At 57.2% G+C, this 23,143-nt stretch carries 19 protein-coding genes and 2 tRNA genes; 1 reads left to right on the top strand and 20 read right to left on the bottom strand.

The features are described from left to right. Positions 1-65: 65 nt before the first annotated feature. The 13 genes from truB to rlmE all read right to left on the bottom strand — a co-directional run bounded on the left by truB (position 66) and on the right by rlmE (position 12,739). On the bottom strand, positions 66-983 hold the full coding sequence (gene truB / locus ACF0H7_RS27020; protein WP_397449885.1) for a tRNA pseudouridine(55) synthase TruB: 918 nt from the start codon (positions 981-983) through the stop codon (positions 66-68). A gap of 5 nt (positions 984-988) precedes the next feature. Further along, positions 989-1,405 carry a 30S ribosome-binding factor RbfA gene (rbfA, locus tag ACF0H7_RS27025; protein ID WP_397449886.1) on the bottom strand — a complete coding sequence of 139 codons (417 nt, stop codon included), beginning with the start codon at positions 1,403-1,405 and terminating at the stop codon, positions 989-991. Positions 1,406-1,564: 159 nt separating this feature from the next. Beyond that, positions 1,565-4,111, bottom strand: coding sequence for a translation initiation factor IF-2 (gene infB / locus ACF0H7_RS27030; protein WP_397449887.1), 2,547 nt, complete (start codon positions 4,109-4,111; stop codon positions 1,565-1,567). Between the two features lie 27 nt (positions 4,112-4,138). Next, the gene (gene nusA / locus ACF0H7_RS27035) at positions 4,139-5,620 is read right to left on the bottom strand and encodes a transcription termination factor NusA (protein WP_397449888.1); all 1,482 of its coding nucleotides are present in this window, start codon (positions 5,618-5,620) and stop codon (positions 4,139-4,141) included. A gap of 47 nt (positions 5,621-5,667) precedes the next feature. Next, complete coding sequence (gene rimP / locus ACF0H7_RS27040; RefSeq protein WP_397449889.1) at positions 5,668-6,126, bottom strand: ribosome maturation factor RimP; 459 nt, start codon at positions 6,124-6,126, stop codon at positions 5,668-5,670. A 130-nt stretch (positions 6,127-6,256) separates the two neighbouring features. After that, positions 6,257-6,333 (bottom strand) — tRNA-Met (locus ACF0H7_RS27045). A gap of 96 nt (positions 6,334-6,429) precedes the next feature. After that, a tRNA-Leu gene (locus tag ACF0H7_RS27050) sits at positions 6,430-6,515 on the bottom strand. 44 nt (positions 6,516-6,559) lie between these two features. Then, positions 6,560-6,943 carry a preprotein translocase subunit SecG gene (secG, locus tag ACF0H7_RS27055; RefSeq protein ID WP_397454031.1) on the bottom strand — a complete coding sequence of 128 codons (384 nt, stop codon included), beginning with the start codon at positions 6,941-6,943 and terminating at the stop codon, positions 6,560-6,562. A gap of 4 nt (positions 6,944-6,947) precedes the next feature. Further along, on the bottom strand, positions 6,948-7,703 hold the full coding sequence (gene tpiA, locus ACF0H7_RS27060) for a triose-phosphate isomerase (RefSeq protein ID WP_397449890.1): 756 nt from the start codon (positions 7,701-7,703) through the stop codon (positions 6,948-6,950). 66 nt (positions 7,704-7,769) lie between these two features. After that, positions 7,770-9,107, bottom strand: a complete 1,338-nt coding sequence (gene glmM / locus ACF0H7_RS27065) for a phosphoglucosamine mutase (RefSeq protein ID WP_397449891.1) — start codon at positions 9,105-9,107, stop codon at positions 7,770-7,772. A 16-nt stretch (positions 9,108-9,123) separates the two neighbouring features. Beyond that, on the bottom strand, positions 9,124-9,975 hold the full coding sequence (folP, locus tag ACF0H7_RS27070) for a dihydropteroate synthase (RefSeq protein ID WP_397449892.1): 852 nt from the start codon (positions 9,973-9,975) through the stop codon (positions 9,124-9,126). A gap of 8 nt (positions 9,976-9,983) precedes the next feature. After that, a complete protein-coding gene (gene ftsH, locus ACF0H7_RS27075; protein WP_397449893.1) occupies positions 9,984-11,894 on the bottom strand; it encodes an ATP-dependent zinc metalloprotease FtsH in 1,911 nt (636 codons plus the stop codon). A gap of 194 nt (positions 11,895-12,088) precedes the next feature. Continuing rightward, the gene (gene rlmE / locus ACF0H7_RS27080) at positions 12,089-12,739 is read right to left on the bottom strand and encodes a 23S rRNA (uridine(2552)-2'-O)-methyltransferase RlmE (protein WP_397449894.1); all 651 of its coding nucleotides are present in this window, start codon (positions 12,737-12,739) and stop codon (positions 12,089-12,091) included. A 104-nt stretch (positions 12,740-12,843) separates the two neighbouring features. On the opposite strand from rlmE, the gene ACF0H7_RS27085 reads away from it, so the two are divergent. Continuing rightward, positions 12,844-13,155, top strand: a complete 312-nt coding sequence (locus ACF0H7_RS27085) for a YhbY family RNA-binding protein (RefSeq protein WP_397449895.1) — start codon at positions 12,844-12,846, stop codon at positions 13,153-13,155. A 9-nt stretch (positions 13,156-13,164) separates the two neighbouring features. On the opposite strand, the gene ACF0H7_RS27090 is transcribed toward ACF0H7_RS27085, so the two are convergent. The 7 genes from ACF0H7_RS27090 to dnaK form a co-directional block, all read right to left on the bottom strand. Then, a complete protein-coding gene (locus ACF0H7_RS27090) occupies positions 13,165-13,569 on the bottom strand; it encodes an MFS transporter (protein ID WP_397454032.1) in 405 nt (134 codons plus the stop codon). 28 nt (positions 13,570-13,597) lie between these two features. Beyond that, positions 13,598-14,074 carry a transcription elongation factor GreA gene (gene greA, locus ACF0H7_RS27095; protein WP_397449896.1) on the bottom strand — a complete coding sequence of 159 codons (477 nt, stop codon included), beginning with the start codon at positions 14,072-14,074 and terminating at the stop codon, positions 13,598-13,600. Continuing rightward, positions 14,071-17,292 carry a carbamoyl-phosphate synthase large subunit gene (gene carB, locus ACF0H7_RS27100; RefSeq protein WP_397449897.1) on the bottom strand — a complete coding sequence of 1,074 codons (3,222 nt, stop codon included), beginning with the start codon at positions 17,290-17,292 and terminating at the stop codon, positions 14,071-14,073. Before carB ends, greA begins: the two co-directional genes overlap by 4 nt. A gap of 135 nt (positions 17,293-17,427) precedes the next feature. Then, a complete protein-coding gene (gene carA, locus ACF0H7_RS27105; protein ID WP_397449898.1) occupies positions 17,428-18,564 on the bottom strand; it encodes a glutamine-hydrolyzing carbamoyl-phosphate synthase small subunit in 1,137 nt (378 codons plus the stop codon). A gap of 280 nt (positions 18,565-18,844) precedes the next feature. Then, positions 18,845-19,651 carry a 4-hydroxy-tetrahydrodipicolinate reductase gene (gene dapB, locus ACF0H7_RS27110; protein WP_397449899.1) on the bottom strand — a complete coding sequence of 269 codons (807 nt, stop codon included), beginning with the start codon at positions 19,649-19,651 and terminating at the stop codon, positions 18,845-18,847. Between the two features lie 15 nt (positions 19,652-19,666). Further along, the gene (gene dnaJ, locus ACF0H7_RS27115; protein ID WP_397449900.1) at positions 19,667-20,803 is read right to left on the bottom strand and encodes a molecular chaperone DnaJ; all 1,137 of its coding nucleotides are present in this window, start codon (positions 20,801-20,803) and stop codon (positions 19,667-19,669) included. A 349-nt stretch (positions 20,804-21,152) separates the two neighbouring features. Next, on the bottom strand, positions 21,153-23,072 hold the full coding sequence (dnaK, locus tag ACF0H7_RS27120; protein ID WP_397449901.1) for a molecular chaperone DnaK: 1,920 nt from the start codon (positions 23,070-23,072) through the stop codon (positions 21,153-21,155). Positions 23,073-23,143: the final 71 nt, after the last annotated feature.

A 23,143-nucleotide genomic window follows, 5' to 3' on the forward strand; every position in this document is an offset into this window, starting at 1 on the left:
GAGGCCAAAACCTCGTATTTTAAAATGAGTAGTGACCGTGCCTATTAACAGCCACCCTCGTCCGGTCATTCTGACCGAATCAATCGACGTGGCGCGATCCGCCCGTCTTCACTCACTTCACCGATACCGATGAAGCGACCTTCATGATCTTGCACACGGACCATACCGAATTTCGGCGCGTCCGGGACTCTGACTGGCTGACCATGCAACCAGTAGAATGAACTGTGTTCCGAGAACTGCAACAACGGCCAATGCAGCAAACCGCTGTCCGAAGGCATCAGGAAGCGATCGACTGCTTCATGACCACCGTCGGCGTGTACCTGTTCAAGCTCTTCCAGCGTTACAGTCTGGGCAAGGGTGAACGGTCCAGCCTGGGTGCGGCGCAGTTCGGCAACGTAAGCACCACAACCGAGCTTCTCACCAATATCCTCGACCAGCGTACGAATATAGGTGCCTTTGCTGCAATCGACGGCAAGGCGCGCGGTATCCGCATCACACTCCAGCAATTCCAGGCGCGCAATAGTAACAGAACGCGGTTCGCGCTCCACCACTTCACCGGCCCGGGCCAACTTGTAGAGTGGCTGGCCATCACGCTTGAGCGCCGAGTACATTGGCGGTATCTGACTGATTTCACCGCGAAAACCCGGCAAAACCGACTCGATATCGGTACGACCAACGGTCACCGGACGAATTTGTAAAACATCGCCTTCGGCGTCTGCTGTGGTGGTGGTTTTGCCCAATTGCATCCTGGTTTCGTACGCTTTGTCCGAATCCAGCAGGTACTGGGAAAACTTGGTGGCTTCACCGAAGCACAGAGGCAACACACCGGTCGCCAGCGGATCGAGACTGCCGGTGTGCCCGGCCTTCTCTGCATTAAGCAACCAACGAACCTTCTGCAAAGCGGCGTTGGAGGTAAAACCCAGCGGTTTGTCGAGCAGGATGATCCCGCTGACATTGCGGCGTATACGCTTGACCTGAGCCATGGGCGTTACTCCTTGTCGCTTGCTGGCGCACTGCCTTGCGATGGAGCTTCTTCCGGATGCTGACCATCTTCTGCAACGGCACGTTCGATCAACGCCGAGAGATGAGCACCGCGAACGACGCTTTCGTCGTAGTGGAAGTGCAACTGCGGAACACTGCGCAGCTTCATTTCACGGGCCAACTGCATGCGCAGGAAACCGGCTGCCGAGTTGAGCACCTTGATGGTCTGCGCGATTTCTTCGGCGCTGTCCTGGCCCATGACGGTCATGAAAATCTTTGCGTGGCCCACGTCACGGCTGACGTCGACTGCCGTGATAGTGACCAGACCGACACGCGGGTCTTTGATTTCGCGGCGGATCAGCTGTGCCAGCTCGCGCTGCATCTGATCGCCAATACGTTGGGTACGGCTATATTCTTTTGCCATGTCTACTACCTGTCACTGACCCGGGGTGAAACCCTCTCGGTCTGAAAGCGGCAAACGCCCGGCCAGACAAAAGCCGGACCGGGCGTTGCGTTTAGAGCCCATGACAGATCGCGGTGCATTTGCATGCGGCGACCCGCCATGGCTCTTGAAGCTCGCGACTTAGAGGCTGCGAGCCACTTGGACCTTCTCGAAGACTTCGATCTTGTCACCGACTTTGACGTCGTTGTAGCTCTTGACGCCGATACCGCATTCCATGCCGGCACGTACTTCGGAAGCGTCGTCTTTGAAGCGGCGCAGAGATTCCAGCTCGCCTTCGAAGATAACGATGTCTTCACGCAGTACACGGATCGGACGGTTACGGTGAACGTTACCTTCGAGAACCATGCAACCGGCAATCGCACCAAACTTCGGCGAACGGAACACATCGCGAACTTCGGCGATACCCAGGATGTTCTCCCGGACGTCGCTGCCAAGCATACCGGTGAGGGCTTTCTTGACGTCTTCGATGATGTCGTAGATCACGTTGTAGTAACGCATATCCAGACCTTCCTGCTCGACGATCTTGCGCGCGCCAGCATCGGCACGCACGTTAAAGCCGAACAGTACAGCGTTGGAGGCCAGTGCCAGGTTGGCGTCGCTCTCGGTGATACCACCGACACCGCCACCGACTACGCGCACTTGCACTTCATCGTTACCCAGGCCATTCAATGCGCCATTCAATGCTTCCAGCGAACCACGGACGTCGGATTTGAGGACGATGTTGAGCGTCTTCTTCTCTTCCTGACCCATGTTTTCGAAGATATTTTCCAGCTTGCCGGCGTGAGCGCGAGCCAGTTTGACTTCGCGGAACTTGCCTTGACGGAACAGGGCAACTTCACGGGCTTTCTTCTCGTCAGCCAGTACGCTCATCTCGTCGCCAGCGTCCGGGGTACCGTCCAGGCCGAGAATCTCGACAGGGATGGAAGGACCGGCTTCCTTGATCGACTTGCCGTTCTCGTCGAGCATGGCGCGGATGCGGCCATAGTTCGAACCGACCAGGACCATGTCGCCTTGGCGCAGAGTACCGTCTTGTACGAGAACCGTTGCAACCGGACCACGACCTTTGTCGAGACGCGATTCAACTACAACACCACGGCCTGGGGCCGACGGGGTCGCTTTCAATTCCAGAACTTCGGCTTGCAGCAAGACCGCTTCCAGCAGTTCGTCTACGCCGGTACCCACTTTCGCGGAAACCGAAACGAACGGGGTGTCACCGCCCCACTCTTCCGACGTCACGCCGTGAATCGACAACTCGCTACGGATGCGATCGAGATCAGCACCTGGCTTGTCTATCTTGTTCACTGCAACAACCAGTGGAACACCGGCAGCCGCTGCGTGTTGAACCGCTTCAATGGTCTGCGGCATAACGCCGTCGTCCGCTGCAACGACCAGGATCACGATGTCGGTAGCCTTGGCACCACGGGCACGCATGGCGGTAAACGCGGCGTGACCAGGGGTGTCGAGGAACGTCACCATGCCACGATCGGTTTCAACGTGGTATGCGCCGATGTGCTGGGTGATACCGCCAGCTTCGCCTGCAGCAACCTTGGCACGACGGATGTAGTCGAGCAGGGAAGTTTTACCGTGGTCAACGTGGCCCATTACGGTCACGACTGGTGCACGGGAGAACGTCTCGCCTTCGAACTTCAGCGACTCAGCCAGGGAATCTTCCAGAGCGGTATCGCTGACCAGAGTCACCTTGTGGCCCAGTTCTTCAGCAACCAGTTGAGCAGTTTCCTGATCAAGTACCTGGTTGATGGTCGCCGGAGTACCCAGCTTGAACATGAACTTGATGATTTCAGCCGCTTTAACCGACATCTGCTGGGCCAAATCGCCCACGCTGATGGTTTCGCCGATTTTCACGTCACGAACCAAAGGACCGGTTGGGCTCTGGAAACCGTGAGCGTTACGCTTCTTCAGCTTGGCCTTGCCACGACCGCCACGACGGAAGCCATCGCTTTCTTCGTCGGTGGTGCGAGGTGCCACGCGTGGAGCCGGCGCTTTCTCTTTAACCGAGGCGCGATGCGGAGCGTTTTTGCGCTCGCCATCACCGCCACCGCCGCTACGACGACTGTTGTCATCGCTGCGTGGTTTGTCCGGACGACGCTGTTCGTCTTTCTTGCGTGCGTCAGCAGACGGTGCTGCGGCCAACACTGGCGCAGCTTCGCGCACAACTTCAGCAACAGGAGCCGGAGTCGATGCTGGAGCAGTAGCAGGCGCATCATTCGCTGCCGACTGCGAAGCAGCAACGGCAGGTTGATTGCGTGCTTCTTCTTCAGCGCGACGCTTGGCTTCTTCATCAGTCTTCTGACGTGCAGCATTTTCTACAGCGCGACGCTCATCCAGCTCGCGCTTGCGCTCGGCTTCGATTTCTTCTGGGCTGCGTTGTACAAACACTTTTTTCTTGCGTACTTCAACGCTGATGCTCTTGCTGCCAGCAACACGCAAAGTACTGGTGGTTTTACGCTGCAAAGTGATCTTGCGCGGCTCTTCCACCTTGGCCTTGTGACCGCTTTTCAAATGCGTCAACAGGGCTTGTTTCTCGATATCGGTCACAACTTGCTCGGCGGCGGTGTGCGGCAGACCTGCCTCACGCATCTGCTGTAACAGGCGCTCTACCGGTGTGTCGACCACTGTGGCCAGTTCTTTCACCGTGACTTGCGTCATGCACTTCTCTCCTCAGGCCGCGCCTAATTACTCGAACCAGTGGGCTCGGGCGGCCATGATCAACTTGCCGGCACGATCATCGTCAATGCCGTCGATGTCGAGCAGGTCGTCAATAGACTGCTCGGCCAGGTCTTCGCGGGTAATTACGCCGCGCACCGCCAGTTCCATCGCCAAATCCTTGTCCATACCCTCAAGCGAGAGCAGGTCTTCGGCCGGATGGGCGTCTGCCAGCTTTTCCTCAGTAGCGATGGCTTTAGTCAACAGGCGATCCTTGGCCCGAGCGCGAAGCTCGTTGACGGTATCTTCGTCAAAGCCGTCGATGTTGAGCATTTCTTCCACCGGTACGTAGGCAATCTCTTCCAGGCTGGTGAAGCCTTCATCGACCAGCACCTGAGCCAGATCTTCGTCGACTTCCAGCTCGTCGATGAAGTTGCGCAGGATGTCGCCGGTTTCTGCTTGCTGCTTAGCCTGGATGTCCGATTCGGTCATCACGTTCAGGGTCCAGCCAGTCAATTGGCTAGCCAGACGCACGTTCTGACCACCACGACCAATGGCCTGAGCCAGATTGTCTGCGCCAACGGCGATGTCCATTGCATGGGCATCTTCGTCGACGATAATTGCCGCCACTTCAGCAGGCGACATGGCGTTGATCACGAACTGCGCCGGGTTGTCATCCCACAGCACGATGTCAACACGCTCGCCGCCCAACTCGCCGGAAACGGCCTGGACGCGCGAACCACGCATGCCGATGCACGCGCCTTGCGGGTCGATTCGTTTGTCCTTGGAGCGAACAGCGATCTTTGCACGGGAACCCGGGTCACGAGAGGCAGCCATCACCTCGATCAGACCTTCGGCGATCTCTGGCACTTCGATCCGGAACAGCTCGATCAGCATCTCTGGCGCAGTACGCGACAGGATCAACTGAGGGCCACGGTTCTCAGTGCGAATTTCTTTCAGCAGTGCGCGAACGCGGACACCGACGCGGAAAGTCTCCCGCGAAATGATGTCTTCACGCGCCAGCAGCGCTTCGGCGTTGTTACCCAGGTCGACGATGACATTGTCACGCGTAACCTTTTTAACAGTGCCGGAAATGATTTCACCCAAGCGCTCGCGATAAGCGTCGACAACTTGAGCGCGCTCGGCTTCGCGAACTTTCTGCACGATGACTTGCTTGGCAGTCTGAGCCGCGATACGACCGAATTCGATCGAGTCGATTTTATCTTCGACAACATCGCCGACTTTAGCGCCAGGATGAGTTTCCGCGACCTTGCTCGGCCAGGTTTCGATAGCCGGATCATCAAGATCGGCTTCCTCGACGACTGTCCAGCGACGGAAAGTCTCGTAATTACCGGTGTGGCGGTTAATTTCCACACGCAATTCAACTTCATCTTCAAAACGCTTTTTGGTAGCGGTGGCAAGAGCCAGCTCCAGCGCTTCAAAAATGACACCGGCCGGAACGCCCTTTTCATTGGACACCGACTCAACAACCAGCAGTACTTCTTTGCTCATCGTACGCCTCGCCTTTCGCAAGCCATTGGATCCGCGGGATCCGCGTCTCAGTCAAAACTGGGAATAATGTTGGCTTTGTCGATCAAGTCGATCGGCAACAAGTATTCGTGATCATCCACCTGCACCACGATGTCTTGCTCCTCCACCCCGCGGAGAAGGCCCTGAAAGTTGCGACGACCATCGAAGGGCGAACGCAGCTTGATTTTCACTTGGTCGCCGACGTGCAAGGCAAACTGTTCGAGCGTGAACAGCGGGCGTTCCATGCCAGGAGAAGAAACTTCAAGGGTGTATTCAACCGAGATCGGATCTTCAACATCCAGAACTCCGCTGATCTGACGGCTGACGATGGCGCAGTCATCCACCAAAACACCGCCTTCTTTATCGATATAAATACGCAACAGTGAATGGCGACCCTGAGCCGAAAACTCAATACCCCAGCATTCATAGCCAAGGGCCACGACCACCGGGGCCAACAAGGCCTGCAACTGTTCTAGCTTGCTCGACACCTGAACCCCCTCGTGCATGCTATGCAAATAAAAAATGGGCGAAGCGCCCATCCCTGAAAACGCCGTTGAATAGCGGCGTTATAAACTGTCCAGCTAACAAAAAGCCCCTAAAAAGGGGCTCCGCTAAAACTGGTTGCGGGGGCTGGATTTGAACCAACGACCTTCGGGTTATGAGCCCGACGAGCTACCAGACTGCTCCACCCCGCGACAAAGCTGGGGCGGAAGTATACGACTGATCCCTTTCAGGGTCAATCAAACCTCCACCGACAAGAAAGCCCGCTACTGCGGGCTTTCCTGACTAATTGGTACCGAGAAGGGGACTCGAACCCCTACACCCTATGGGCACAACCACCTCAAGGTTGCGTGTCTACCAATTCCACCACCTCGGCAATACAACTTTTTAGCGGTCTAACTTCAACCGCTCAATCCCGTATTACTTCTTCTCTGGCGCTTGAGGTACGTCAGCAGGATTAACCGCTGGCTTTTGCGCTTCGAGGACCGGCACATCACTTGCTGCCGGAGCTTGCTTTGGTGCTTCCAGAACTGCTGGATTAGGCAAACCTACTTGAGTCAGCTGGTGAGCTTTCTCTTTAGCAAAGTAACCTAACCCCAAGCTGGTTATGAAAAAACCTGCGGCAAGTATAGCAGTAAACTTACTAAGAAAGGTAGCAGAACCTTGGCTTCCGAATACAGTATTTGAAGCACCTGCACCGAAAGACGCACCTGCATCCGCACCTTTACCCTGCTGCAGCAATACCAGAACAATAACGCCCAGAGCGCTCAACAGATGAAAAACGACTACGACTGTTTCCAGCATTTTTTCAGTTTCCCGCGGCGCGACAAATCGCACCGAACTCATCTGCATTCAGGGAAGCTCCACCAATGAGCCCCCCATCGATATCCGGCATGCCGAACAGTTCAGCCGCATTGGCCGCCTTCACGCTGCCGCCATAAAGAAGTCGCACGCCTTGTGCGACCTCAGCATTCTCTGCCGCCAACTGCGCACGAATCGCTGCGTGCACTTCCTGCGCCTGTTGGGGCGATGCAGTCAATCCGGTGCCAATGGCCCAGACCGGCTCATAAGCGATGACTGCATTTACAAAAGCACCGACACCCAGCTCGTCGATGATGCTGCCAAGCTGACGCCCTACAACCTCAAGCGTCTTGCCTGCTTCGCGCTGCTCCAGGGTTTCCCCTATACACAACACCGGCGTCAAACCACACGCCTGAGCTGCTGCAAACTTGCGATTCAGGAACTCGTCGCTTTCGCCCATGATCTGGCGACGCTCGGAGTGACCTACCAGCACCAGGGTACAACCTGCATCGACCAGCTGACTCGGTGCAATCTCACCGGTCAACGCGCCTTGCAATGGCTCTACCGCAGAATTCTGCGCACCTACTGCAATCGCCTTGCCCTTGAGCCCGTCAACAACCTGACTGGTGTACAAGCAAGGCGGAAATACCGCGACTTCAACTCCGCTCGGCAGGGCCTGATTACGAAGGCCCTCTATCAGCTCAGCGACGCTGGCGCGGGTACCGTGCATCTTCCAGTTACCAGCTACCATCAGGCGACGCATGCTGTACCTCGTCGGTCAAAGTGGGCGCAGATGTTACCCAACCGCAACAACACTGGCAAGCCGAAATCAGACGCAAACTTCAGTAACCACTTTTGCCAGCTCATCGGCGTAGCTGCGAACCTGTGCTTCATCGTCACCTTCGACCATGACCCGCACCAACGGCTCTGTGCCGGATTTGCGCAACAGCACGCGACCACGACCCGCCATGGCGGCCGTAACACGCGCGCACGCTTCTTTTACCGCTGGGTGCTCGACCGGGTCGACGCCGCCGGCAAACCGTACATTCACCAGTACTTGAGGGCATTTGCGCAAGGTTTGCCGCGACTGTGCCAGGCTCTCGTCACGACGCCGAAGCGCCAGAATGACCTGCAACGCCGCAATGATCGCATCGCCCGTCGTGGTGTGCTGGAAGCAGACCAGATGGCCCGACCCCTCACCACCAAGCTGCCAATTACGCTCAAGCAGCTCTGCTGTCACGTAGCGGTCACCGACATTGGCCCGCACGAACGGAATATTCAAATCAGCGAGCGCCAGTTCGACACCCAGGTTGGTCATCAGCGTACCGACGACACCCCCCTGAAGCTTGCCACGCTCCTGCAGATCACGCGCGATGATGAACAACAACTCATCACCATCAACGATTGTCCCGGTGTGGTCGACCATCAGCACGCGATCGCCGTCGCCGTCGAAACCAATGCCAAGATCGGCATGCTCCGCCAGGACCGTGGCCTGCAGGTTGCCCATATGGGTAGAACCGCAGTCCTCGTTGATGTTCAGGCCATTCGGCTGAGCCGACAGCACAGTGACCTTCGCGCCCAACTCACGGAAAACGTTCGGCGCAACTTTGTAGGTCGCCCCGTGCGCGCAGTCGATGACCACGTGCAGCCCGGCAAAATTGGTGCTGGTAGGAACGCTGCTTTTGCAAAACTCGATGTAACGGCCGGCCGCGTCGTTGATCCGCGACACTTTGCCGAGCTTCTCCGACTCGACCACGGTCATCGGCGTATCGAGCAACTCCTCGATCATCGCTTCCAGGTCATCCGGGAGCTTGGTGCCCTGCCCCGAGAAAAATTTGATGCCATTGTCGTGATGCGGGTTATGCGAAGCGCTGATCACAATGCCGGCTTCAGCATGAAAGGTCCGCGTCAGGTAAGCAATCGCCGGAGTCGGCATCGGGCCCAGCAGCATGACGTCAGCGCCCGCGGCCGAAAGCCCGGCTTCCAGAGCCGACTCAAACATGTAGCCGGAGATCCGCGTATCTTTGCCGACCAGAATCCGGCAGGCACCCAGGCGACGAAACGCCATCCCGGCGGCCCAACCCAGCCTGAGCATGAACTCGGGAGTAATCGGGAATTGGCCCACCCGGCCACGAATGCCGTCAGTACCGAAATATTTTTTAGTCATAGATGCTCCTTCATTCTTATTCGGCCGATTCGACAGCGGCAATCATCCGCACCACGTCGACGGTTTCGGCTACATCGTGCACGCGTAAAATTCGTGCGCCTTTGAGCATGGCCATGGCAGCCAGCGCCAGGCCGCCGGACAAACGCTCACTCACCGGTCGCCCCAGCGCCAGACCAACCATGCTCTTGCGCGAAACGCCTACCAATAGCGGCCTGCCAAACACATGAAGCGCTTCCATATGCTTGAACAGACTCAGGTTGTGCTGAAGGTTTTTGGCAAAGCCAAATCCGGGATCGAGAATAATCCGCTCCCGAGGAATGCCGACCGACTCGCACTGCTCCATACGCTGAAGCAGGAACGCACCGACCTCACCAACCAGATCGTCGTAATGTGGATTGTCCTGCATATCACCCGGCTCGCCGAGCATATGCATCAGGCACACCGGCAAACCGGTAGCCGCAGCGGCTTCCAGAGCCCCCTCACGACGTAACGAGCGGACATCGTTGATCAGGCCAGCGCCGAGACGCGCCGTCTCGCGAATGACCGCTGGCGTGGAGGTATCGACCGAAATCACGACATCGAGTTCCCGATTCAGCGCCTCAACCACAGGCGCCACACGCTCGAGCTCTTCGAGAGGGGTGACCACACGAGCGCCAGGACGCGTCGATTCGCCCCCGACGTCGATCAGGGTCGCACCCGCGGCCACCATTGCCTCGGCGTGACGCAAGGCTGCATCACGCTGGCTGAAGCGGCCACCGTCCGAAAAGGAGTCTGGAGTGATATTGAGGATGCCCATGACGTGCGTATGGGCCAAATCAAGAACCCGGCTGCCGCAAGGCAACCGGGTTGGGTACAACACAGAAGTCATGTCAGGCCTTAGATTTCAGCAGCTGGTCCGCCGATAGGGGCTTCTGGACGTGGATCCAGAGGTGCTACCGGAGTACCAGTCCCCGAACCACCTTGCCCCCAATCACGCGGCTCGCGAGGAGTGCGACCAGCCATGATGTCATCGATCTGTTCGGCATCGATGGTTTCATACTTCATCAGCGCGTCTGCCATGGCATCGAGCTTGTCACGGTTGTCGGTCAGGATCTGCTTGGCCGTACCGTAGCACTGGTCAATGATGCTGCGTACTTCCGAGTCGATCAGTTTGGCAGTCTCACCGGAGAAACTGGTGTTCTGGCTGCCGCCGCGACCACCGAGGAACCCGCCATCCTCGTCTTCCGAGTACAGCAACGGACCGAGTTTTTCCGACAAGCCCCATTTGGTCACCATGTTCCGGGCAATCTGACTTGCACGCATGATGTCGTTGGAAGCGCCCGTGGTGACACCGTCGAAACCAAGGGTCATCTCTTCAGCGATACGGCCACCGTACAGCGAGCAGATCTGACTGATCAATGCACGCTTGGACAGGCTGTAACGATCTTCTTCAGGCAAGAACATGGTCACACCCAGCGCACGACCGCGCGGGATGATCGATACCTTATAAACCGGGTCATGTTCAGGCACGACGCGACCGACAATGGCGTGACCGGCTTCGTGATAAGCGGTGTTCTGCTTCTCTTTCTCGGACATGACCATGGATTTGCGCTCGGCGCCCATCATGATCTTGTCTTTCGCCAGTTCGAACTCTTTCATTTCAACGATGCGCTTGCCGGTACGAGCAGCGAACAACGAAGCTTCGTTGACCAGGTTAGCCAGGTCAGCACCGGAGAAACCAGGTGTGCCACGAGCGATCACTGCCGGAGCAACGTCTTCGCCCATCGGCACTTTGCGCATATGAACTTTGAGAATCTGCTCCCGACCACGAATATCCGGCAAGCCAACCACCACCTGACGGTCGAAACGGCCCGGACGCAACAGCGCAGGGTCGAGAACGTCAGGCCGGTTAGTTGCAGCGATGACGATGATGCCGTCATTCATTTCGAAGCCGTCCATCTCTACCAGCAACTGGTTGAGCGTCTGCTCGCGTTCGTCGTGACCGCCACCCATGCCAGCGCCACGATGGCGACCGACGGCGTCGATTTCGTCGATGAAGATGATGCATGGAGCGTGTTTCTTGGCTTGTTCGAACATGTCACGGACGCGGCTTGCACCAACACCCACGAACATCTCAACGAAGTCAGAACCGGAAATCGTGAAGAACGGAACCTTGGCTTCGCCCGCGATGGCCTTGGCCAGCAAGGTTTTACCAGTACCTGGAGGGCCGACCATCAGCACACCGCGCGGAATTCGCCCACCCAGCCGCTGGAATTTGCCCGGATCACGCAGGAACTCGACCAGCTCGCCCACTTCTTCCTTGGCTTCATCGCAACCGGCAACGTCGCCAAGCGTAGTCTTGACCTGATCTTCAGACAGCAGGCGCGCTTTGCTCTTGCCAAAGCTCATGGGCCCGCCTTTACCACCGGCACCACCTTGCATCTGTCGCATGAAGAACATGAAGACAGCGATGATGACCAGGATCGGGAAGCTGGCGACCAGCAGTTGAGTCCAGATGCTCTGCTGCTCTGGCTGCTTGCCTTCGATGACCACGTTGTTGTCGACCAGATCACCGATCAGGCCGTTATCCGGGATGGCCGGACGAACGGTCTTGAACGTATCGCCGTCCGCGCGCTTGCCGGTGATGACGAAACCATCGACGGCAACCTTCTCTACCTTGCCATCCTTAACCTGCTGGATGAACTCGGAGTAGTTGAGGGTTTGCGGCTCGTTTGGGCTGGAGAAGTTGTTCATCACTGTCACCAGGACAGCGGCGATGATCAACCACAGGATCAAATTCTTTGCCATATCGTTCAATTAGCTACCCTCTGAAGCAAGCTCCACGCATGGAGCGTGCCTCGCATGATATTCACCGGCCTAACTTACTACATTACCTACTAGGTGTGGCAGGCGTCGTCTGTAACCCTTTGTGAAACTTTGACTACATGATGGTCGTTTATGCTTCATTGACAAGGCTATTTAAAAAAAGCTATCGACTTGCCTCAAAGCCGCTCATCGCTTGCAGAACCTTCGACACCACGGAAACCACGACCCAGGAGATATTGCTCACGGGAGCGGTCACGGGAAGCCGACGGCTTTCGCATCTGTACCTTGTCGAACAGCTTGCGGATGTCCTTGTGGAACACATCGAAGCCTTCGCCCTGAAAGACCTTGATCAGAAAATCGCCACCCGGACGTAGTACCCGGCCAGCCAGATCAAGCGCCAATTCGCAGAGGAACATCGCGCGCGGCATATCGACAGCGCTCAATCCACTCATATTGGGGGCCATGTCGGAAATCACAAGGTCTACTTGAGTATTACCGACAGCCTGGAGGATTTGTGTCAGTACCGCGTCCTCGGTGAAATCGCCTTGAATAAAGGTGACGTCAGGGATGCTGTCCATTTCGAGGATGTCCGACGCGATCAGGCGACCCTGACCACCAATCAGACGACTGGTCACTTGCGACCAGCCACCTGGCGCAGCGCCAAGGTCGATAACGGTCATCCCAGGACGGATCAATTTGTCCTTTTCCTGAATCTCCAGCAGCTTGTAGCTGGCACGTGAGCGATACCCGTCTTTTTGCGCCATTTTGACGTACGGGTCATCGAAGTGTTCTTTCAACCAGTTATGGCTTGTTTTGGAACGGGCCACAGGGCACCTCAAAAATAAACGAGTCGCGATTAACTGGGCGGTCCCGGACTCGCTCGGGTAAACTGGCCGCCGCTTTTTACAAGATCAGACGCAGGGGTCAGATTATGCCGCTCACTCAGGAGCAGAAGAAACAGTACAAATCCATTGGCCACCATCTGAAACCGGTATTGATTGTGGCTGATAATGGTTTGACTGAAGGTGTGTTAGCCGAATTCGAACGCGCATTGGGCGATCACGAGCTGATTAAAATCAAGCTCAACATCCTCGATCGCGAAAGCCGTCTGGCGACCATTGCAGAATTGTGCAAGGTCGGCAAAGCGGATTTGGTCCAGGTCATTGGCAAAATGGCATTGATTTACCGCAAGAATCTCAAGGTAAACAAGCTACTGTCCAACGTCCATCGCGCACACGGTTAACAAAATCGGTCAGGGGCGCGCATCGCGCGCCCTGCCGTTTCTACCCGGTACAGGCTGAATGACCAGCAACAAGCCAGCCAACGCCAGCACCAGATAGCTCAACAATTGCCAGCGAGCCGCACCTGGCAACCATCGATACAGCACGTAATGACTGGCTGACGCCAACATCGCAATCATCAACAACTGCCCACGCATATCGAGCCAAAGACTCGACAGGCGCTCTGCCTGTACCAGCACCACCATCTGTAGCGCCGCGCAAAACGACGCAAACCCTACCAGCAACGCACCCGATAAACTGGCCACTTCGTCGATCAGCAACGGCGCAAGGCCTGTCTGTTCGAGCACGGTCAACATCGCAATGTGTAGCAGTACCAGGCCTCCCACCCATAATGTCTGGGAAACCTGCCAGATAATGGCGCCCGCACGAGACGGGCGACGCTGATTAAACGTGGCTGACTTCGACAATCTCGTACTCGATCACGCCGCTTGGCGTTTTAACGGCCACCGTATCACCCTCTTCCTTGGCAATCAGGGCTCGGGCAATGGGCGAACCCACCGAAATCTTGCCTTGCTTGAAGTCCGCCTCGTCCTCACCCACGATTTTGTAGGTGACGCTCTCGTCGGTTTCAACGTTAACGATTTCAACCGTAGTGCCGAAAATCACCTTGCCGGTGTGCGGGATCGTAGTGACATCGATGATCACCGCATTCTGCATGCGACCTTCGATATCACGGATACGCGCCTCAACCATACCTTGCTGCTCACGAGCAGCATGGTATTCAGCGTTTTCCTTGAGGTCGCCCAGCTCACGCGCAGTTCCGATGTCCTGGCTGAGCTTGGGGCGAATTACCTTGGTCAGGTGAGCGTGTTCTTCTTCGAGGGCGCGAGCGCCCTCGACGGTCATTGGATACTTGATCATGCTTTCAACCCTGCATGTAGATCCTGCAAGCGGCGCACGGTCTTCTCGGGACCAAACTTAAGCGCTTCACAGATGGCCTCGCCCGCAGCAATGGTGGTGGTGCAGTAAATCTTGTGCTGCAGAGCATTACGACGGATGGAGTACGAGTCAGCGATCGACTGACGACCTTCGGTGGTGTTGATGATCAGCGTGACTTCGTCATTTTTGATCATGTCGACAACGTGCGGACGACCTTCGGTCACCTTGTTCACACGGCGCACTTTCAAGCCGGCCGCTTCGATCAGCTTGGCCGTTCCCGCAGTGGCGACGATCTCGAAGCCAAGGTTGATCAGGTCACGTGCAACGCCCGCCACCAGTGGCTTGTCGTCGTCACGCACGCTGATGAACGCAGTGCCGCCAGTCGGCAGTACTTCGCTGGCGCCCATCTGGGCCTTGGCAAAGGCTTCACCGAAGCTGTCGCCCACACCCATGACTTCACCGGTGGACTTCATCTCTGGGCCGAGGATCGGGTCAACACCCGGGAACTTGGCGAACGGGAACACCGCTTCTTTGACGCTGTAGAAGTTCGGAATGATTTCCTTGGTGAAACCAATTTCCTTCAGGGTTTTGCCAGCCATGACGCGAGCCGCGATCATTGCCAGGGAAACACCGATGCACTTGGACACGAACGGCACGGTACGCGAGGCGCGCGGGTTGACTTCGATGACGTAGATGTCTTCGCCTTGCAGCGCCAACTGGACGTTCATCAAGCCGACCACACCCAGTTCCAGGGCCATTTTCTTGACCTGCTCACGCATCTCGTCCTGGATGTGCGCAGGCAGCGAGTACGGAGGCAGCGAGCACGCGGAGTCACCGGAGTGAACGCCTGCCTGCTCGATGTGCTGCATGATTGCGCCGATCACCACGTCGGTGCCGTCGCAGACCGCATCCACGTCCATTTCGATGGCGCAGTTGAGGAAGTGATCGAGCAATACCGGGCTGTCGTTGGACACTTTGACCGCGTCACGCAGGTAGCGCTTGAGCTCTTCTTCTTCGTACACGATTTCCATCGCACGACCGCCCAACACGTAGGACGGACGCACCACCAGCGGGTAACCGATCTTGCCAGCGGCACGAATCGCTTCGTCTTCGCTGCGCACGGTGGCGTTTGGCGGCTGACGCAGGTTCAGGCGTTCAACCATTTGCTGGAAGCGTTCACGGTCTTCCGCACGGTCGATGGCATCCGGGCTGGTGCCGATGATCGGTACGCCGGCTTCTTCAAGTGCACGCGCCAGCTTCAGCGGGGTTTGGCCGCCGTACTGAACGATCACACCTTTTGGCTTCTCGACGCGGACGATTTCCAGCACGTCTTCCAGGGTCACTGGTTCGAAGTACAGGCGATCGGAAGTGTCGTAGTCGGTGGAGACGGTTTCCGGGTTGCAGTTGACCATGATGGTCTCGTACCCGTCTTCGCGCAGCGCCAGGGCCGCGTGTACGCAGCAGTAGTCGAACTCGATGCCCTGGCCGATACGGTTAGGACCGCCGCCGAGGATCATGATCTTGTCGCGGGTCGACGGGTTCGCTTCGCACTCTTCCTCGTAGGTGGAGTACATGTAAGCGGTGTCGGTGGCGAACTCGGCCGCGCAAGTGTCAACGCGCTTGTAGACCGGGTACACCTCAAGCTTGTGGCGATGACGGCGCAGGGCTTTTTCGGTAATGCCCAGCAGCTTGGCCAGACGCACATCGGAGAAGCCTTTGCGCTTCAGGCGGAACATCATGTCGCGGTCGATGGTGGCCAGACCCAGGGTCTTGATCCGCTCTTCTTCCTTGATCAGGTCTTCGATCTGCACCAGGAACCAGTGATCGATCATGTTCATGCTGTAGATTTCGTCGACCGACATGCCGGCACGGAAGGCGTCTGCCACGTACCAGATACGCTCGGCGCCCGGCACAGTCAGTTCGCGCTTGAGCACGCTCATGCTTTCCGGGTTGCTCAGGTCCAGCTTCGGATCCAGGCCAGCGACGCCCACTTCCAGACCGCGCAGCGCTTTCTGCAGGGATTCCTGGAAGGTGCGGCCGATCGCCATGACTTCGCCGACCGACTTCATCTGAGTCGTCAGGCGTGCGTCGGCTTTCGGGAATTTTTCGAAGGCGAAACGTGGCAGCTTGGTCACCACGTAGTCGATCGAAGGCTCGAAGGAAGCCGGGGTCTTGCCGCCGGTGATTTCGTTCTGCAATTCGTCGAGGGTGTAGCCGATCGCCAGTTTGGCCGCGACGCGGGCAATCGGGAAGCCAGTGGCTTTCGACGCCAGTGCCGAGGAACGAGAAACCCGTGGGTTCATCTCGATCACGACCATACGGCCAGTTTCCGGGCAAATGCCAAACTGAACGTTGGAGCCGCCGGTCTCGACGCCGATTTCACGCAGTACCGCCAGCGAGGCGTTTCGCATGATCTGGTATTCCTTGTCGGTCAGCGTTTGTGCTGGCGCAACAGTGATCGAGTCGCCGGTGTGGACGCCCATCGGGTCGAAGTTTTCGATGGAGCAAACGATGATGCAGTTGTCCTTTTTGTCGCGGACCACTTCCATCTCGTACTCTTTCCAGCCGATCAGCGATTCGTCGATCAGCAGTTCCTTGGTCGGCGACAGGTCCAGACCACGGGTGCAGATTTCTTCGAATTCTTCACGGTTGTAAGCAATACCGCCACCGGTGCCGCCCATGGTGAAGGACGGACGGATGATGCACGGGAAGCCCAGCTTCTCCAGTACGGTATTCGCCTCTTCCATCGAGTGCGCGATACCCGAACGCGGGCAGTCGAGACCGATGGATTTCATCGCCTTGTCGAAACGCGAACGGTCTTCAGCCTTGTCGATGGTGTCGGCATTGGCGCCGATCATTTCAACACCGAATTTTTCCAGAACGCCTTCGCGCTCCAGGTCCAGTGCGCAGTTCAGTGCAGTCTGGCCACCCATGGTCGGCAACAGAGCGTCTGGACGCTCTTTTTCGATGATCTTGGCAACGGTCTGCCATTTGATCGGCTCGATGTAGGTCGCGTCGGCCATCGACGGGTCGGTCATGATGGTGGCCGGGTTGGAGTTCACCAGGATGACGCGGTAACCCTCTTCGCGCAGGGCTTTACAGGCCTGGGCGCCGGAGTAGTCGAATTCACAGGCCTGGCCGATCACGATGGGGCCGGCGCCGAGAATCAGGATGCTTTTAATATCTGTACGTTTTGGCATGGGTTGTCACTCAAATCCGCAGGTCAGTCGGCAAGCCGTCTTGAACAATTTTCTGAGGGGGTTGAGCGGATCAGCCGGACAGTCTTTCGTCCGGGCCCTGCTCAACCCCTGCTCGCTACAATCTCAAGGCGACGCTCAGCGGCGCTTGGCCATGGCTTCGATAAAACGGTCAAACAATGGCGCAACGTCGGTAGGGCCCGGGCTGGCTTCAGGGTGACCCTGGAAGCTGAACGCGCTCTTGTCGGTACGCTCGATGCCTTGCAGGCTGCCGTCAAACAGCGATTTGTGAATCGCCCGAACATTGCTTGGCAGCGTGGTTTCGTCTACCGCAAAACCGTGGTTCTGGCTGGTGATCATCACTACGCCGGTGTCCAGATCCTGAACCGGGTGGTTGGCACCATGGTGGCCGTGACCCATTTTCAGAGTCTTGGCGCCGGAAGCGAGGGCCAGCAACTGGTGACCGAGACAAATGCCGAAGATCGGCGTCTCGGTTTCCAATACGTCCTGAATCGCTTTGATCGCGTAGTCACAAGGCTCCGGATCGCCAGGGCCGTTGGACAGGAACACGCCATCAGGATTGAGCGCCAGAACGTCGGCAGCCGGGGTTTGCGCCGGGACAACCGTCACGCGGCAACCACGATCCACCAGCATGCGCAGGATGTTGACCTTGACGCCGTAGTCGTAAGCCACGACGTGGTATGGCAGGTCGGCGGCAGCGATCTCAGGATGGCTGTCGGTTTTCAGGCTCCAGACGCCCGAACGCCACTCATAGCGCTCGGTGGTGCTGACGACTTTCGCCAGGTCCATGCCTTTCAGGCCCGGGAAGCCGCGAGCAGCAGCCAGTGCCGCTTCTTCGGAAATGTTGTCGCCGGCCATGATGCAGCCATTTTGCGAGCCTTTCTCACGCAGGATGCGGGTCAGGCGGCGGGTGTCGATGCCAGCGATGGCAACAACGTTGTTGGCTTTCAGATAATCGGCCAACGACATCTTGTTGCGCCAGTTGCTCGCTACCAGCGGCAGGTCACGAATGACCAGGCCAGCGGACCAGACACGGTTCGACTCGGCATCTTCCGGTGTAGTGCCGGTGTTACCAATGTGCGGGTAGGTCAGGGTAACGATCTGTTGGGCATAGGAAGGATCGGTAAGGATTTCCTGATAGCCGGTCATTGCGGTGTTAAACACCACCTCACCAACGGTTTGACCGTCGGCTCCAATGGCTTCGCCGCGAAAAATGCTGCCATCAGCAAGGGCGAGTATGGCTGGCTTAGTCAAGAAGACCTCCCGTAAATAAAGCCTGAAAGGGCGATCGCAGGTTGCAAAAAAGCGGAATGACGTATAGACACGTCACCCCGCTTCTTCGTCGAAATTATCTGCGCGCTTTTAGTGGACACACTAAAGCTGTAGCTTACAGAAAAAGGGTGTTTTGGTCTACCGCCAATGAGCCGAAAAGGCCGGGGAATGCGACAGGACATCGCGAGGCGGGTTGAAACAGGGTTGAAATCCATGCAGAAGATGGACTTCAACCCACGCAGTGTACTACACGATCATGCGATCAATGCAGGTCCAGCACGTCTTGCATGTCATAAAGACCCGGCTCTTTGCCATCAAGCCACAGCGCTGCACGCACCGCACCCTTGGCAAAGGTCATACGGCTCGATGCCTTGTGGGTGATTTCCAGACGTTCGCCTTCGGTGGCGAACAATACGGTGTGATCACCCACCACATCGCCGCCACGCACGGTGGCGAAACCAATGGTGTCACGAGGGCGCGCACCGACATGCCCTTCACGACCGTAAACCGCAACCTTCTGCAGATCACGCCCCAGGGTATCGGCAATCACTTCACCCATGCGCACTGCGGTACCCGACGGAGAGTCGACCTTGTGCCGATGGTGCGTCTCGATAATCTCGATGTCCGCGTCATCACCCAGCACGCGAGCGGTCAACTCCAGCAGTTTCAGCGACAGGTTGACCCCAACACTGAAATTGGCGGCGAAGACGATTGGAATATCCTTGCCCGCTTCGACCAGTAGATGCTTCTCGGCAACGCTCAAGCCCGTAGTGCCGATCACCATGGCCTTGCCAGCCTTACGACAGAACGCCAGGTTCTTCAGCATCACCTCCGGCAATGTGAAGTCGATCAGCACGTCGAACTCTTCCGCCACCTTCTCCAGGCCGTCGGTCAAGGTCACGCCAATACGCCCCAGCGACGCCAACTCACCAGCGTCCGCGCCGATCAGCGAGCTGCCTGGACGCACAATGGCCGCCGTCAGCCCGGTCAACGGCACCTGCTGCTGCACGGCCTCGACCAGAATCTTGCCCATGCGCCCGGCAGCGCCCATCACAGCTATACGTCGCATGACTCGCCCCTTACTTTACAGGTCGCCAAAAAAACGCTTCACACCCTCGAACCAGCCACTGGCTTTCGGAGAATGCGAGTTGTCGCCTTCGAGCGAGGTACGGAACTCTTCAAGCAATTCACGCTGACGACGATCCAGGTTAACCGGCGTTTCCACCGCAACGCGGCACATCAAATCGCCTGCACCGCCACCGCGTACCGGCGCAACACCCTTGCCACGCAAGCGGAACTGCTTGCCGGTCTGAGTGCCTTCAGGAATCTTCAGCTTGACCCGGCCATCAAGGGTCGGTACTTCCAGCTCGCCGCCCAACGCCGCGTCGGCAAAACTGATCGGCACTTCGCAGTACAAATGGCTGCCGTCGCGCTGGAAAATTGCGTGTTCGCGAACATTAATCACTACGTACAGGTCGCCAGTAGGACCACCTTGAGTACCCGCCTCGCCTTCGCCAGACAAACGAATGCGATCACCGGTATCGACGCCAGCCGGCACTTTCACCGCCAGGGTCTTGTACTCTTCGACGCGGCCATCGCCTTTGCACGAATCGCACGGATCGGAAATGACCTTGCCTTGGCCCTGACAGCGCGGGCAGGTTTGCTGCACCGAGAAGAAGCCTTGCTGCATGCGGACCTGACCGATACCACCACAAGTCGTACAGGTAATCGGCGACGAACCTTTCTTCGCCCCCGAACCGTCGCACGGCTTGCAGTTGACCAGCGTCGGCACACGAATATTCACGCTCGTGCCACGCACCGCTTCTTCGAGGTTCAGCTCCAGGGTGTAGCGCAAGTCGCTGCCGCGCTGAGCACCGCCGCGCGAGCCGCCACGACCGCCACCGAAGAAATCGCTGAACACGTCGCCGAAGATGTCGGAGAAGTTCGCGCCACCGGCACCCGCACCGAAACCACCACCGCCGCCACCCATGCTCGGGTCGACACCGGCATGACCATATTGATCGTAGGCCGCACGTTTGTTGGTGTCGGACAACACTTCATAGGCCTCGTTGGCCTCTTTGAACATGTCTTCCGACGCTTTATCGTCAGGATTGCGATCCGGGTGATGTTTCATCGCCAGGCGGCGGTAAGCCTTTTTCAGGTCCGCTTCGCTGGAGCCACGCTCCACACCCAATATTTCGTAATAGTCACGCTTTGCCATAGGTCTTCTGCACTCTTGAGGACGTTCGGCATAACCCTCCTGAGCTCTGCCAAACTCGTTGAGCCCGATACAGGCCCGGACCCAACTCACGTCAATTCAACGATCCTGGTCTTGGTTCAACGGTCAGTCGACTGACCGGCCCTTCACTGAAGAGCAGCGGTACAACAAGCCGGATGCAGGAGCACCCCGGCTTTGCCGCGAAGCTTTCGGACCGAAATCCGCCAGCCTGAAAAATTCTGAAAAAATTCGTCTATTCCAGACACGCCAACGCGGGAGCAAGCTCCCGCGCGGCGACATCCTACCAGCGACCGCTCAAAAACGGTCAACCGGCTTACAAGTGGGCTTGCGCTTACTTGTGGTCTTTCACTTCTTCGAACTCTGCATCGACGACGGTGTCGTCTTTTGCATGTTCTTCAGCGTGCTGTTCGCCGGCGCCTTGTGGCTTCTCAGCCGCTTCGGCGTACATTTTCTGAGCAATCGGTGCAGACACCTTGGACAGTTCTTCAACCTTGGCGTCGATGGCAGCCTTGTCGTCGCCTTTGACAGCGGCTTCCAGGGCAACAACAGCAGCTTCGACAGCCGTCTTCTCTTCGGCAGTTACTTTGTCGCCAGCGTCGCTGACCATTTTGCGCGTCGAGTGAACCAGTGCATCGCCCTGGTTGCGGGCAACAGCCAGCTCTTCGAACTTTTTGTCTGCATCCGCGTTGGTTTCAGCGTCACGGATCATCTGCTGGATTTCTTCATCCGACAGGCCCGAGTTGGCCTTGATCACGATCGACTGAGTCTTGCCAGTCGCCTTGTCTTTCGCGCCGACGTGCAGGATACCGTTGGCATCGATGTCGAAGGTCACTTCGATTTGTGGCACACCGCGTGGAGCCGGTGGAATCTCGGCCAGGTCGAACTTGCCCAGCGACTTGTTCTGTGCAGCTTGCTTACGCTCGCCCTGCAGAACGTGAATGGTCACAGCACCCTGGTTGTCATCGGCAGTCGAGAACACTTGCGATTTCTTGGTAGGAATCGTGGTGTTTTTCTCGATCAGCGCAGTCATCACGCCACCCATGGTTTCGATACCCAGAGTCAGCGGGCTAACGTCCAGCAGCAGAACGTCTTTAACGTCGCCAGCCAATACCGCGCCCTGGATAGCAGCACCCATGGCAACCGCTTCGTCCGGGTTAACGTCTTTACGCGCTTCTTTACCGAAGAAATCGGTTACCAGCTTCTGCACCAGCGGCATACGGGTCTGGCCACCGACCAGGATCACGTCGTCGATTTTGCCGATGTCGATACCGGAGTCTTTCAGCGCGATGCGGCAAGGTTCGATAGTGCGCTGAACCAGGTCTTCAACCAGCGATTCCAGCTTGGCGCGGGAGATCTTCACGTTCAAGTGCTTAGGACCGGTTGCGTCTGCTGTGATGTACGGCAGGTTAACGTCGGTCGAATTGCTCGAAGACAGCTCGATCTTGGCTTTTTCAGCGGCTTCTTTCAGGCGCTGCATCGCCAGCGGGTCACCCTTGAGGTTCATGCCGCTTTCTTTCTTGAATTCGTCAACGAGGTAGTCGATCAGACGGATGTCGAAGTCTTCACCACCGAGGAACGTGTCACCGTTGGTGGCCAGAACTTCAAACTGGTGCTCGCCATCGACTTCAGCGATTTCGATAACCGAAACGTCGAAGGTACCGCCGCCCAGGTCGTAAACGATCACAGTGTGATCGCCTTTGGCTTTGTCCATACCGTAAGCCAGAGCGGCCGCAGTAGGTTCGTTGATGATGCGTTTTACGTCCAGACCCGCAATACGGCCGGCGTCTTTAGTTGCCTGACGCTGGCTGTCGTTGAAGTAAGCAGGAACAGTAATAACCGCTTCAGTTACTGGCTCGCCGAGGTAGTCTTCGGCGGTTTTCTTCATCTTCTTCAGGATTTCAGCGGAAATCTGAGGCGGCGACATCTTCTGGCCGTTTACTTCAACCCACGCGTCGCCGTTATCAGCTTTGGCAATCTTGTAAGGCACCATCTGAATGTCTTTCTGTACAACTTCTTCGTCAAAGCGACGACCGATCAAACGCTTCACCGCATACAGCGTGTTGTGCGGATTGGTCACTGCCTGACGCTTGGCCGATTGGCCAACCAGAATTTCGCCATCGTTGGCGTAAGCGATGATCGACGGCGTGGTACGCGCGCCTTCAGCGTTTTCAATAACTTTTACGCTGCCGTTTTCCAGAATGGAGACGCACGAGTTGGTGGTCCCCAGGTCGATACCGATGATTCTGCCCATGTTAACTTTCTCCCGAAACTTGGATTTGGTTGCCGCAACTGCGTTTACAAATTGCGGTAGCACTTAAACGC

Source organism: Pseudomonas sp. NA-150 (assembly GCF_044336365.1).
Classification (GTDB): domain Bacteria; phylum Pseudomonadota; class Gammaproteobacteria; order Pseudomonadales; family Pseudomonadaceae; genus Aquipseudomonas.

Excerpts from the sequence above, each read along its gene's own strand:
- truB (WP_397449885.1), bottom strand. The coding sequence starts at position 983 with ATGGCTCAGGTCAAGCGTATACGCCGCAATGTCAGCGGGATCATCCTG.
- rbfA (WP_397449886.1), bottom strand. The coding sequence starts at position 1,405 with ATGGCAAAAGAATATAGCCGTACCCAACGTATTGGCGATCAGATGCAG.
- infB (WP_397449887.1), bottom strand. The coding sequence starts at position 4,111 with ATGACGCAAGTCACGGTGAAAGAACTGGCCACAGTGGTCGACACACCG.
- nusA (WP_397449888.1), bottom strand. The coding sequence starts at position 5,620 with ATGAGCAAAGAAGTACTGCTGGTTGTTGAGTCGGTGTCCAATGAAAAG.
- secG (WP_397454031.1), bottom strand. The coding sequence starts at position 6,943 with ATGCTGGAAACAGTCGTAGTCGTTTTTCATCTGTTGAGCGCTCTGGGC.
- tpiA (WP_397449890.1), bottom strand. The coding sequence starts at position 7,703 with ATGCGTCGCCTGATGGTAGCTGGTAACTGGAAGATGCACGGTACCCGC.
- glmM (WP_397449891.1), bottom strand. The coding sequence starts at position 9,107 with ATGACTAAAAAATATTTCGGTACTGACGGCATTCGTGGCCGGGTGGGC.
- folP (WP_397449892.1), bottom strand. The coding sequence starts at position 9,975 with ATGACTTCTGTGTTGTACCCAACCCGGTTGCCTTGCGGCAGCCGGGTT.
- ftsH (WP_397449893.1), bottom strand. The coding sequence starts at position 11,894 with ATGGCAAAGAATTTGATCCTGTGGTTGATCATCGCCGCTGTCCTGGTG.
- ACF0H7_RS27085 (WP_397449895.1), top strand. The coding sequence starts at position 12,844 with ATGCCGCTCACTCAGGAGCAGAAGAAACAGTACAAATCCATTGGCCAC.
- greA (WP_397449896.1), bottom strand. The coding sequence starts at position 14,074 with ATGATCAAGTATCCAATGACCGTCGAGGGCGCTCGCGCCCTCGAAGAA.
- carB (WP_397449897.1), bottom strand. The coding sequence starts at position 17,292 with ATGCCAAAACGTACAGATATTAAAAGCATCCTGATTCTCGGCGCCGGC.
- dapB (WP_397449899.1), bottom strand. The coding sequence starts at position 19,651 with ATGCGACGTATAGCTGTGATGGGCGCTGCCGGGCGCATGGGCAAGATT.
- dnaJ (WP_397449900.1), bottom strand. The coding sequence starts at position 20,803 with ATGGCAAAGCGTGACTATTACGAAATATTGGGTGTGGAGCGTGGCTCC.
- dnaK (WP_397449901.1), bottom strand. The coding sequence starts at position 23,072 with ATGGGCAGAATCATCGGTATCGACCTGGGGACCACCAACTCGTGCGTC.